Source organism: Lacrimispora xylanolytica (assembly GCF_026723765.1).
GTDB classification, from domain to species: Bacteria; Bacillota; Clostridia; order Lachnospirales; family Lachnospiraceae; genus Lacrimispora; species Lacrimispora xylanolytica.
Window position 1 is genome coordinate 2,449,763 of the sequence record NZ_CP113524.1, and the last position, 11,857, is coordinate 2,461,619.

The following is an 11,857-nucleotide window of genomic DNA, read 5'->3' on the forward strand; positions in this document are numbered from 1 at the left end:
ACAGTTTCATGCCTTCTTCTGGCTGATACAATCGAAACTTAATTTTTAAAGCTATGAATAGGAGCCGGGATTCTTCCGCCTCTGTTTACGAACTTCTCACAGGAGTACTTATTTACCGGCATAACGGGTGCATATCCAAGGAGTCCACCGAATTCTACCGTCTCACCTACGGACTTACCAACAACCGGAATAATACGGACTGCAGTTGTCTTCTGGTTGATCATACCAATGGCAGATTCATCTGCGATGATTCCGGAAATGGTAGAAGCAGGCGTATCTCCAGGAATTGCGATCATATCAAGACCAACGGAGCAGACACAAGTCATTGCTTCCAGCTTTTCTAAGTTAAGGGCTCCCATAGCAACCGCATCGATCATACCCTGATCCTCGCTGACCGGAATAAATGCGCCGCTTAATCCTCCAACATAAGAAGAAGCCATAACGCCGCCTTTTTTTACCTGATCGTTTAAAAGTGCAAGAGCTGCTGTTGTTCCAGGAGCTCCCACTCTCTCCAGACCGATTTCTTCCAGTATCTCAGCCACACTGTCTCCAATGGCAGGAGTCGGAGCAAGAGAAAGATCAATGATACCAAATGGAATATTAAGACGCTTGGACGCTTCCTGAGCTACCAGCTGTCCAACACGTGTAATCTTAAATGCTGTCTTTTTAATGGTTTCGCAAAGTACCTCAAAGTCCTGTCCTCTGGCTGACTCAATGGCAGTCTTTACAACACCAGGGCCGCTGACACCTACATTGATGATGGCATCTGCTTCTGTCACCCCATGGAACGCTCCCGCCATAAATGGATTGTCATCCGGCGCATTGCAAAATACCACCAGCTTGGCGCAGCCAAGAGAGTCAATTTCCTTTGTTTCCTCCGCAGTTTCCAATACAATCTTACCCATAAGAGCTACGGCATCCATGTTAATACCTGTCTTTGTAGAGCCTACATTAATGGAGCTGCACACACGGTCGGTACAGGCAAGTGCCTTTGGTATGGAACGAATCAGGTACTCATCAGCGGTTGTCATTCCCTTGCTTACCAGTGCAGAATATCCGCCGATGAAATTAACGCCCACTTCTTTTGCTGCACGGTCTAATGTCTTTGCAATGGTTACGAAATCTTCCGGTTTTTTGCAGGCAGAACCACCTACCAATGCAATGGGAGTCACTGAAATCCGCTTATTTACAATGGGAATGGCGAAATCTTTCTCGATTTCTTTTCCTACGGAAACAAGGTCCTTGGCTACGGTTGTAATCTTGCGATAGATTTTTTCATTCACTGCATCCAGATTGCTGTCACAGCAGTCAAGAAGGCTGATACCCATGGTAATGGTACGTACATCAAGCAGTTCCTGTTCAATCATCTTATTGGTCTCGTTTACTTCAAACATATTTAACATATCGGGAACCCATCCTTTTCTTAAGCCTTGCAGTTATCATTAGATACGGTGCATTTTAGTAAATATCTCTTCTCTCTGGCATTTTACCTTTACGCCGATCTCGTCACCGATTCCCTCCAGTTCATCAGCAAGCTCTCCAAAAGGCTTTGCAGATTCATCCATATCGACAATCATCATCATATTGAAGTATCCCTGTACGATGGTCTGAGAAATATCCAGGATATTCACCCGGTTGTCTGCCAGGTATGTACAGATTTTTGCGATGATCCCAACGGTGTCTTTTCCAACTACTGTAATAATCGTCTTGTTCATAATGATCTCCTCTTTGATTATATAGTGATAATTTCCGACATCTGGTCTCTTTTCGCTACCGTGATAGAAAAATCAGATGCCCGAAATGGGTTATCGCCTTCTGTAATTTCCAGCTTTACTGTTTCATAAGCCAGCTCCTCATAATTGTTTTCCTTACTTAAATGACCCAGCAAAATCTTCTTTAAATTGTCATGGAGAATACAGCATAACAGCCGGCCTGCATTCTCATTGGACAGATGTCCGTGATCTCCCAGAATTCTGCGTTTTAAATAATAGGGATAAGGTCCTGCCTGCAGCATATTCACATCATGGTTGGATTCTAAAAGAAGAGCGTCCAGCCCCTGGAGATGTTCGATGATATACTGGTCATAATGGCCCATGTCCGTAGCTACTGCTACCGATTTGCGTCCGTGCTGCACCCGGTAAGCCACTGGATTTGCCGCGTCGTGATCAATGGAAAACGGCTTTACATCAAGATCTCCTACCTGGAAATCCACGTCCGGGCGTATGGCACAAAATAATTCCTTTGGATATTCTCCCAGATACTTCTGCTTTGATATTTCCTCCAGAGTTTCCTTTGTTCCATAAATGGGAACACCGTACTTTCTGGCAAGTACTCCCAGTCCCTTGGTATGATCGGAATGCTCGTGGGTAATTACAATTCCTGTCAGCTCATTTCCCTTGACACCGATTTCATTTAACCCCTGCTCAATCCGTTTGTTGCTTATGCCTGCATCCACCAGGATATGGGTGGTGTCAGAGCCTACGTAGATGCAGTTACCACTGCTTCCGCTTGCTATGCTTACCAGTCTCATGATTCTTTCTGTCCCCTGTTTTTCAATATTTGCGCCAGCTGGTCCCTGATTTCTTCCATGGAACCATCATTTTTGATGACCCGGTCGCAACGGGCCAGATATTCCGACTCGGCTGCCTGGCTTGCCATTATTCGCTTTGAATGTTCCTCTTCATAACCCCTGTTTTCTAAAAGCCGACGGATTCGAACCTCTTCCGATGCATAAACATACCACATTTCATCATAACCGACATCCGCCTTTTCACCCATAATTGCAAATTCTACCACAATAAGCTTCGCTTGGGAAGAAGAAATTTTACCCTTTATGAATTTCCATACAAGAGGATGAATAATTCTATCAACTGCATTCCTGATTGTCTCATCCCGAAAAATGCATTGGGAAAGAATCGTTCGGTCTATGGAGCCATCGGGTTTTAAGATGCTATCTCCCAAAGCCGTGACAATGAGTTCATATCCTTCCTTCCCAGGTTCCATTAATTCCCTGGCCACTTCATCTGCCTTTATCACTTCTGCCCCATATTCATTCTCTAATATAGAAAGAACCAGGCTCTTACCTGCGCCTACCCCTCCCGTTAATCCAATTACTCTCATGCGTTGCCACCAGTTCCTTACTTTGCGTCAAACCAGGATTCTCCCACATTGGCTTCCACCTCAAGGGATACCTCTAAGTCAGCCGCATGGATCATCTCATTTGTTAAAAGTTCCTTTACTTTCTCCAGCTCTTCCTGATAGGCTTCAATCAGAAGTTCATCATGAACCTGAAGAACGATTCGGGATTTAAGACCCTGTTTTTTTAGTGCCTGATCTACCCGTATCATAGCTATCTTCATGATATCGGCTGCCGTTCCCTGTATGGGAGAGTTCATAGCGACTCGTTCTCCAAAGGACCGCTGCATAAAATTCGATGATTTCAACTCAGGCACCGGACGCCGTCTTCCAAACATGCTGACGGCATAGCCGCTTTCCTTTGCTTTTGTTACCAACCCATCCAGGAAGGATTTCACTCCTGGATACGTTTCAAAATATTTTTCTATATATTCGGAAGCTTCTTTTCTGGTAATGCTTAAGCCTTCACTTAAGCCAAAGGAGCTGATACCGTATACAATTCCGAAATTTACTGCCTTGGCATTTCTTCTTTGCAGCGACGTCACTTCGTTAAGAGGAATGTGGAACACCTCTGAGGCAGTGATGGCGTGAATATCCTCCGCCTGCTTATAAGCATTGATGAGACGGGTATCTCCTGACATATGTGCCAGCACCCGAAGCTCAATCTGGGAATAGTCAGCATCCACAAACACACAGCCTTCTTTTGGAACAAAGACCTTACGAATCTCTCGCCCAAGCTCCATTCGAACCGGTATGTTCTGGAGATTTGGCTCTGTACTGCTGATTCTTCCCGTTGCGGTGATGGTCTGATTAAATGTTCCATGAATCCGTCCGTCTGGCCCGATATAAGCTGCCAGGCCGTCGGCATAGGTTGAATTTAATTTGGTCAGCTGACGGTAGTCCAGAATAAGTGTGACCACAGGATAATCCTGGGCAAGCTTTTCCAGTACATCGGCGGCTGTGGAATAACCAGTTTTAGTCTTTTTCCCTCCCGGTATTTTCATATGGTCAAAGAGTACCTCACCAAGCTGCTTGGGGGAGTTGATATTAAAGGTCTCTCCTGTCTCCTCATATATCTTCTGTTCCAACTCTTTGATCTGAACCTTTAACCGGTCTCCGTATTCCTTTAACCGTTCCCTCTCCACCTGAATTCCGGCTGTTTCCATGGAGTAAAGGCTATAGATCAAAGGCATCTCTATTTCATGGAAGAGCTTCTCCATCTCCGCTTCTCTTAAAGCTTCTAAAAGACGGTCTCCACAGAGGAAGGCAATATAAGACATATAGCAGATAAAGGAGACACCATTCTCCCGGTTATCAATAAGAGTGCGACTTATGGAGACTTTTCCTATCAGCTCTATTCTGGAAGGAACGGTCATATTAAGGTAATCCTCTGCAAGATCCTTGTAGCTGTAGGAATCCTTTAATGGGTTTAACAGATATCCCGCTACTCCAGCATCAAACACCGGACTTCCTGCCTCCAGTTTTAAATAGGGAAGCTGGCTCTTTAAATCAAGTACCGTAACATGTCCAGCCTTTTTACAAATTTCCTCTGCCTTGCCAGCCAGATAGTCTCCGCTTAATAAGCCTTCCGAAAGGATACAATAGCAGTCTTTCTCTCCATAACATATAGACAACGCAATTACTGCTTTATCTTCAATGATCAGCTGAAGGCCAAGACGGTCTGCTGAGATACCTTTGCCAAACACTGCTTCCGCTTCTGAAAAATCAGTAATCACATGAAAGCTAGTGGTTGGAGAAGATTCCTTCTCTGATTGATTCTCATCATCCGGAAATTCTGCGGGTACAAAGTCCATATCCATGATTTCCTGAATTTCAGCCTCGGATATTGATTTTGTATCGTCCAGGGTTATATCGCAGTCTTCCTTTAAAAAAATTCGCTTTTCCTCCTCAAGAATCCTGTTTTCAAATGTCTTTAAAATTTCTTTGATTCTCTGGGATTCCATGCTTTCCAGATGTTCATAAAGACCGGCGATGTTTTCATACTGTCTGATCAGCCCACAGGCGGTTTTTTCTCCAAGTCCGTCAGCGGCTATAAGAGAAAAGACTTCCTTCAGGCCCGCTGGCTCAAGTCCATACTCTTCCCGGATGGTTTCAAGATGGTAAGACTTTAAAATAAGTCCCTCTTCTCCCATAGCCGGAATCTGGACTGTCACATGCTCTGCTGCCGTCTGCAAAAGTCTTTGATCTTTCGTAATTATGGTAATATCACGCTCTTCGCTGCTGCACTTCTTTGCCAGGGAAGCCAGAATATCCGCAGATTCATATCCTTCTTTTATAAGAACCTCTGCCTTAAGGGATGGTGCTATCCCTTTTAGAAGCTCTTCCTGTATCGTTATCTCCTTTTCTATCATGGACTGGCTGGCACCGGTCAAAGAAAAGGCAACGGCCAGATAATCAGCTTCCTTTCGTTCCAGGATTCCTGTCATCAGGCTTTTGACTCCACCTGCGCCATTAGCCGGAAGGCTGTAAAAGGCTTCCTTTACCATACTGCTTCCATCTATTAAAACAATTCGTTTTCTGCTCATCTGTTCTCCTATCATAGTAAGCCCTGCTGCATCCAGATTCTGCATTGCAGGAGGACCGTAATTATCAATGCCATAACACTTAAGGTTGCTACAGAATACCTTGTTATTTTTATGAGCCTTATAGCCTGTATCCTTTGTCTTGACTGCTCAATGGCAGCTTCAAGAGCACCCTTTATATTATAGTTCCCAGTTTCGGAGTCCAGCTGTCTGATTCCCACCTCAACAGTGAAATAAATTTCCAGTTCATCACGACAGCCGGGACAGGATTCCATATGTTCCAGAAATTCCTTCAGTTCTTCATCCGTAAGTTCATCTCTGATGTATGGCATGACGAGACGCTCTGCTTCTTTGCATGTCAAAATCCCGACACCTCCTTAACAATTTCTTTCATCTATCATACAATATATTTTGCCTATTTTCAATTTAATAATCCAAAAAAACACTTGCCAAATGGAAATTCCTGTGATAAAATAATCATCGTTGCAGACGAGAGCCGATGTGGCGGAACTGGCAGACGCACTGCACTCAAAATGCAGCGGACACTCTCCGTGCCGGTTCGAATCCGGCCATCGGCATTCTAGTATGGGCAAAAGAAATCGGTTTTATATCGGTTTCTTTTTTTATTTCTTCTATAAGTCAATATATATGAAAAAGGCGGAACCATGGGTCCATTTTACCCTACCGGTGCCGCCTCTTTTATTACTCTTCTTCCTCTTCCTGCTCTAACAGAGCATTGAGCCATAATCCTGCCAAATGAATGGCTCCATGAAATCCAACGAAAGGAGGATCATAAGGACTTAGTCTCCATCTGACATCCGGATTGCTGATTTGAAGTTCCAATCCTTTTCCTGCCCATTTTAAAGCTTCTCCACTTCCCATGAAGATTCCTTTCTTTCGATTTTTCACTGCTTTGGACCATTCCTCCTCTAAGAAGTATGGTATATCCTCATCTCCCATGTCCGGACTATCACACCAGCAGTCTCCCCGGTACAAAGACAGCTCCTTATGACCATATTCCAGAATTCCTTTTACTATATCCGCGTGACCTCCCAGAGAAATCGTAGCTTCAGCCGGGTGGGAACGAATCATATGGTTTAAAACAGGCATTGCAGGTCTTAAATGATTCCTGGCTCTATTGGCTTCCTGGTTCACAAAGTCATGGTCTGCCTCCACCCCCAGGATATTTGATATGTTTGCAATCCACGAAAGAGTTCCTTCTATTCCATAAGGCCTGCCGATCACATAGGGTGTGCCAAATCGCTTTTCTAAATATTTTGCCGCCTTTTCTCCTTCTCTTCTGACCACTATATTGATATGAGCTCCTCCCATATCCATTACCTGGCTTGCCGAGGTATGAGATGTCATCACGCAAACCGGGTCTATTCCAAAGGCTCCTTTAAGAATTCTCACCATTTCTTCTGCATCTGACTGAAAGCGAAACATATCTGCGCAGGACCCAATGATATTAAAGCTGGGCCGGGTCGTTTTTTCCCTTTCTTTTGGAAGCTCCTTCGCCAGTAAAAGAAGGGCTTCTTCCACCCCTTCGTATCCATGGACATGAAAGCCTCCTGCCCCAAATGGGAGTAAAGGAATATCCGGATATTCTGGCTGCAGTTCCTTGCAGATTGCATTTAAATCTGTTCCAATGACGGTTGGAACGGAAGAAGGAAGGAAAAAGATGATTTCCGGCTTATCTTTTTCTACGATTTCAGCAATTGTGCGGTTAAGCCGCTTGGTATCGCCCATGGAAATATCTGTTTCGTCAATGTGCGTCGAGTACAGCCTGCACCCATCTGCCACTCCAGCCTGATTTAAAAACACCCGGCTATACAGCATATGTCCCATACAGCCATATTCAATCAGAGCTGCACCCCGAATGGATCCAAGGGTGCGCAAAGTACCCATTCTTCCGGAAAGAGGCGGCCTGAATCTATGTAATCCCATTTCAATCATCTCCTTACCTGTTGGTTTATTTGAAAGCGTTTATCAGTCTTTTTAATAATAATTCTGTCCGTTCATAACCTGCCTGCCCGTATAGTTCATCTAAGTGGGGGACACAAGGAATCATCCCATTTCCGCCAGGTATCTCTCCAAAAGAAACATCTGGGCTTATCACCTCCAGTATTCTTGCATCGGAGGGTTCATTTACCATATGGCAGAGATAGGGATTCTGTCCTTGTTCCAGAAGAAGATTAGACCATTTTTTATCATCCGGATAATATTCTTCCATGTGAAGCAGCAATGGCTCCATCCCCAGCCTTAACAGATAATGAGCCAGTGGCAGTGTCATTAAGGTGTTACGATGGGTCGAGACAAAGCGGAGCCCTTTTACCATTTCTTTTGCTTCTGCCTCCAAATGGGCAGCTGCCTTTCTTGATTTTAGAAAACCGTCTCCCCACTGAATGCCTAACTTTGAAGCAATGTCATGATATAGATAGTCAATACCATCTACGTCATAGACTTCATGAACGCTGACAAAGGGGACTCCAAAACGATTTTCCATCCGTTTGGCAAGAGGATTCATATAAGGGGAAAGCACGAGATTCAGCGCTCCGTCTGGTGCGGAGACAAAATCTGTGATATCAGATTTAGGTGCCAGATAACGAAGGGTCATTTCTCTGGTTTCCAGTGCCTGTAAAAGCTCTGGCATTGGAATATGGTCCTCTTCTTTGCTTCTGCCCAGAATGTTTACCACATCCGGGCGTTTTTTAATAGGCTTCATCATCTCTCCAAAGGACTCCAGCGTTTTATAGAAACCGGAAGGATAGCTGTTGCATTTAAAATGAGGCATTTGCACATAGTTAAGTCTGGCTTTTGTTTGGGGCTGCAGCTCCCGAATGATTCCTTCCATATCCTCTCCTATGACTTCGGGAACACAGGTGGAAATCAGCATAATCGCCCTTGCTCCAGCTTCATCCATTTCCTTAACAGCCTGCATGACTCCCTTTCTGCATCCAAAGACCACCTCATTGGAATCCAGCACATACATCCAGTGGAAGGTATGATCCTCCGGCTTATTTTTCTCAATAATGCTGCGGCTGTAATTGCCGCATTCTGCCGTTCCGATTAATAGGGTTGACATTCCTTTAATATTGGAACTCAGCGCCAATGCAGTGTGCATGGGGCAATGATTGCCGGGAAAGGCAGCTGGAGTTAGAAATTTAATTCCAGCATTGGATTTAACGGCAGACAACCTCTTTAGATGCTTTAGCTCATTCATCCTCAAGCCCTCCTTCCAGCAACAGCCTTGCTAAAGAACGGTAATGCTCTGCCATATCAGAATCCGGCAAGGCCTCAATCACAGTCTTTCCTTCTGCCTCCGCCTGTTGCACGGCGCCATCTCTTGGCAGACGGTAAAGGATTGGGGCATCGATTTCAGAGGCTGCTTTTTTAACCAGCTCCTCTTCCAGCTCAATATTCTTGGAATTTAATATAAGCCCCCGAAGACTTGCGTAGCCCCGGCTTCCAAAGCTTTTCACCGCATGAGCAATATTCGAAGCCGCATAAAGGGACATCATTTCCCCAGAGGTTACAATACACACCTCATCCGCATAGCCGCCGCGAATGGGCATGGCAAATCCTCCGCAGACCACATCTCCAAGCACGTCATAAAGCACTACATCCGGCCGGTATGTATCATAGGCCTCTAACTCTTCCAATTTTTCAAACGCAGTTATGATTCCTCTGCCAGCACAGCCGATTCCTGGCACGGGACCACCCGCTTCCACGCAAAGCACTCCAGTACTGCTTTTGACCACAAAATCCTCAAGCTCCGCATCTCCCTGGTCTCTTAAAATATCCAGTACGGTGGGAATATTTTTTCCGCCAGTTAAGTTCCTTGTAGAATCCGCCTTTGGGTCACAGCCTATTTGCAGCACGGTTTTCCCCATTTCAGCCATTGCAGCCGATATATTTGAAACTGTGGTGGATTTTCCAATTCCGCCTTTTCCGTAAATTGCGATCTTTTTCATCTTCTTCCTGCCTTTCTTTGCTTCTGCCTTGTTTCAATTCTGTTTTCATCTCAGAAGATATCTTGTCGATTGTAGACTCTATGTCCATATTTCTTATTTCATATTTCACTCAGTTTCTGCGCTTCCTTAACAGATATAAAAAGTAAGGTGCTCCAATAACGGCTGTTACCAGACCGGCCGGCAGCTCAGAGGGCTGAACAATGGTTCTTCCTACGGTATCCGCTGCCAGGACCAGTACTGACCCTGTCAGGGCACATACGGGCAAAAGGATCTGGTGACGCGATCCTACCAGTTTCGCTGCCAGGTGGGGTGCAATTAGTCCCACAAAGCCAATGCCACCGCCAACAGCCACGCAAGAACCAGCCAGCGCTACTGCTGACGAAAGAAGAAAGATTCTCTGACGCGAAACTGAAATCCCCAGTCCGCCAGCCACTTCTTCTCCCAGACTTAACACATCAAGAACAAGTGCCTTTGACCAAACATAGAATCCAAGTATAAAAATCCATGGCAGCAAAGCCATGACGTAGTTCCAATTTGCCCCCCATATGGTCCCTGCCTGCCAGGCGGCCACAAAATTGTATTGGGTTTCGTCAAGCCTGACCACAGTTACCGTCGTCAGGGCAGTTAAGCCTGCCTGTAAAGCCACCCCCACTAAAATCAGACGAACCGGGGAGGCTTCCCTTCGTCTGGCATACGCCAGAATATATATGAAAAAGGACGTTACTCCTCCCCCAGCCATGGCAATAAAGGGCATGGTAAAGACCGCCAAAAAGGACTGTGTCCCAAGAAACAGCACATACATAGTAACTGCAAAGCCAGCCCCCGCATGAATACCCAGAAGCCCCGGATCTGCCAGGGAATTTCCCAGTACCGCCTGTATAATGCGGCCTGAAATAGAAAGACCTGCCCCCACCAATATGGAAATCACGATGCGAGGAAGACGAAACTGAAATAAAACCAGATTTTCTTTCCCGCTGCCGCCTCCAAAAAGAGTGCGGAGCGTATCAAATGGAGATAGCCTTATTTGACCTGTATTCATACTGACCAGCAGAGTAAAGAGAAGTATTCCACATAAAATCACCACCACTCCATGGTTTCGAGAAAGACGCCTACCCCTGTCAGTCCTAACTAACTCTCTCACGGGATTCATACGTTACGCCTCCTTTGGCTACATGCCAGATACAGAAAAAACGGGCCTCCAAGCAAAGCAACCACAGCACCTAAGGGTGTTTCAAAGGGTGGATTGACCAGCCGGGCGCCTAAATCCGCTGCAACAACCAACGCTGCCCCAAAGATGGCGGAGACAGGAAGAATGCTTCGATAATCCATACCAACAAAATAACGGACGATATGAGGGACCATAAGCCCTACAAATCCAATTCCGCCAGCTATGGATACCGCTGCACCTGCAAGTATAAACACCAAACAGGAGCAGACTGCATTTACTGCCCCGGTATTCACACCAAGTCCTTTTGCGGTTTCCTGACCAAGACTGAGCAGTGATATTGACCTAGCCAGAAGAAAAGCTCCAATAAGTCCTGCTGCAATCCAGGGAGATATCCCCTTAATCTGCTGCCAGTTTGCGCCTGCTGTCCCTCCTGTTGTCCAGAACATCACCTTCTGAGAAACATTATAATGCAAGGCAATTCCCTGGCTGAATGCAGTAAGTAGCGCACTGACCGCAGCTCCTGCCAGTACAATTCTCCCAGACTCATTTGTTCCTCCTCTCATGCCAGAGGCCCCGATAACTAAGCCTGCTCCCAGGGCTGCTCCAGCAAATGCCGCCCACATCATCTCCTGATAACGCAGACCGGGAAAGAAGGCAAAGCAGACCGAAAGAGAGAAGACTGCCCCGGCATTAAGGCCCATAAGCCCGGAATCTGCCAAAGGATTCTTCGTCATTGCCTGCATCATTGCCCCGGCTACAGCAAGGGAAGCTCCAACCATTGCCCCAGTGACCACCCTGGGGAGCCGCAGATCCATAATAATTAAATGCTGGGACTGTCCGGCATCATACTGTGTCACTGCCTCCCACAAGGTTTTAACAGGTATATCTGACGCCCCGCCCATCACGGAAACTGTCATGGCGTAAAGAAGTAATAAGAGACCTCCTAAAAGAGCCAGACACGTCCTCCTCAGAAGATTTTTTTGGTAACCGGTTTGTTCTGTAAAAATGCTCGGTTTCATTGAACCCTCCTAAATTAA

At 45.8% G+C, this 11,857-nt stretch carries 11 protein-coding genes and 1 tRNA gene; 1 reads left to right on the forward strand and 11 read right to left on the reverse strand.

Features of this window, described 5'->3' with window-relative positions:
• Positions 1-38: 38 nt before the first annotated feature.
• From OW255_RS11590 to OW255_RS11615, 6 genes are read right to left on the reverse strand one after another with little or no spacing between them, the layout of a single operon-like run.
• Positions 39-1,403 (reverse strand): PFL family protein, encoded by a 1,365-nt coding sequence (locus OW255_RS11590; RefSeq protein ID WP_024835765.1) that lies wholly within the window; start codon positions 1,401-1,403, stop codon positions 39-41.
• Positions 1,404-1,442: 39 nt separating this feature from the next.
• On the reverse strand, positions 1,443-1,715 hold the full coding sequence (locus OW255_RS11595; RefSeq protein WP_024835764.1) for an ACT domain-containing protein: 273 nt from the start codon (positions 1,713-1,715) through the stop codon (positions 1,443-1,445).
• Between the two features lie 17 nt (positions 1,716-1,732).
• Positions 1,733-2,530, reverse strand: a complete 798-nt coding sequence (locus tag OW255_RS11600; protein WP_024835763.1) for an MBL fold metallo-hydrolase — start codon at positions 2,528-2,530, stop codon at positions 1,733-1,735.
• Entirely contained in the window at positions 2,527-3,120 is a 594-nt protein-coding gene (gene coaE / locus OW255_RS11605; RefSeq protein WP_024835762.1) for a dephospho-CoA kinase, read from the reverse strand. Before coaE ends, OW255_RS11600 begins: the two co-directional genes overlap by 4 nt.
• A gap of 17 nt (positions 3,121-3,137) precedes the next feature.
• Entirely contained in the window at positions 3,138-5,681 is a 2,544-nt protein-coding gene (gene polA, locus OW255_RS11610) for a DNA polymerase I (protein ID WP_268114178.1), read from the reverse strand.
• 11 nt (positions 5,682-5,692) lie between these two features.
• The gene (locus tag OW255_RS11615) at positions 5,693-6,040 is read right to left on the reverse strand and encodes an anti-sigma factor family protein (RefSeq protein ID WP_024835760.1); all 348 of its coding nucleotides are present in this window, start codon (positions 6,038-6,040) and stop codon (positions 5,693-5,695) included.
• Between the two features lie 133 nt (positions 6,041-6,173).
• Between OW255_RS11615 and OW255_RS11620 the strand changes: the two genes are divergently transcribed.
• Positions 6,174-6,256, forward strand: a tRNA-Leu gene (locus tag OW255_RS11620).
• Between the two features lie 124 nt (positions 6,257-6,380).
• On the opposite strand, the gene OW255_RS11625 is transcribed toward OW255_RS11620, so the two are convergent.
• The 5 genes from OW255_RS11625 to OW255_RS11645 form a co-directional block, all read right to left on the reverse strand.
• The gene (locus OW255_RS11625) at positions 6,381-7,625 is read right to left on the reverse strand and encodes a nitrogenase component 1 (RefSeq protein ID WP_268114179.1); all 1,245 of its coding nucleotides are present in this window, start codon (positions 7,623-7,625) and stop codon (positions 6,381-6,383) included.
• A 25-nt stretch (positions 7,626-7,650) separates the two neighbouring features.
• Complete coding sequence (locus OW255_RS11630) at positions 7,651-8,901, reverse strand: nitrogenase component 1 (protein WP_268114180.1); 1,251 nt, start codon at positions 8,899-8,901, stop codon at positions 7,651-7,653.
• The gene (locus tag OW255_RS11635; RefSeq protein ID WP_024835758.1) at positions 8,894-9,652 is read right to left on the reverse strand and encodes a nucleotide-binding protein; all 759 of its coding nucleotides are present in this window, start codon (positions 9,650-9,652) and stop codon (positions 8,894-8,896) included. The genes OW255_RS11630 and OW255_RS11635 overlap by 8 nt, the downstream gene beginning before the upstream one ends.
• A gap of 109 nt (positions 9,653-9,761) precedes the next feature.
• Positions 9,762-10,802 (reverse strand): FecCD family ABC transporter permease, encoded by a 1,041-nt coding sequence (locus OW255_RS11640; protein WP_268114181.1) that lies wholly within the window; start codon positions 10,800-10,802, stop codon positions 9,762-9,764.
• Positions 10,799-11,839, reverse strand: a complete 1,041-nt coding sequence (locus OW255_RS11645; protein ID WP_268114182.1) for a FecCD family ABC transporter permease — start codon at positions 11,837-11,839, stop codon at positions 10,799-10,801. Before OW255_RS11645 ends, OW255_RS11640 begins: the two co-directional genes overlap by 4 nt.
• Between the last annotated feature and the right edge of the window lie 18 nt (positions 11,840-11,857).

Excerpts from the sequence above, each read along its gene's own strand:
- OW255_RS11590 (WP_024835765.1), bottom strand. The coding sequence starts at position 1,403 with ATGTTAAATATGTTTGAAGTAAACGAGACCAATAAGATGATTGAACAG.
- OW255_RS11595 (WP_024835764.1), bottom strand. The coding sequence starts at position 1,715 with ATGAACAAGACGATTATTACAGTAGTTGGAAAAGACACCGTTGGGATC.
- OW255_RS11600 (WP_024835763.1), bottom strand. The coding sequence starts at position 2,530 with ATGAGACTGGTAAGCATAGCAAGCGGAAGCAGTGGTAACTGCATCTAC.
- coaE (WP_024835762.1), bottom strand. The coding sequence starts at position 3,120 with ATGAGAGTAATTGGATTAACGGGAGGGGTAGGCGCAGGTAAGAGCCTG.
- polA (WP_268114178.1), bottom strand. The coding sequence starts at position 5,681 with ATGAGCAGAAAACGAATTGTTTTAATAGATGGAAGCAGTATGGTAAAG.
- OW255_RS11625 (WP_268114179.1), bottom strand. The coding sequence starts at position 7,625 with ATGGGATTACATAGATTCAGGCCGCCTCTTTCCGGAAGAATGGGTACT.
- OW255_RS11630 (WP_268114180.1), bottom strand. The coding sequence starts at position 8,901 with ATGAATGAGCTAAAGCATCTAAAGAGGTTGTCTGCCGTTAAATCCAAT.
- OW255_RS11635 (WP_024835758.1), bottom strand. The coding sequence starts at position 9,652 with ATGAAAAAGATCGCAATTTACGGAAAAGGCGGAATTGGAAAATCCACC.
- OW255_RS11640 (WP_268114181.1), bottom strand. The coding sequence starts at position 10,802 with ATGAATCCCGTGAGAGAGTTAGTTAGGACTGACAGGGGTAGGCGTCTT.
- OW255_RS11645 (WP_268114182.1), bottom strand. The coding sequence starts at position 11,839 with ATGAAACCGAGCATTTTTACAGAACAAACCGGTTACCAAAAAAATCTT.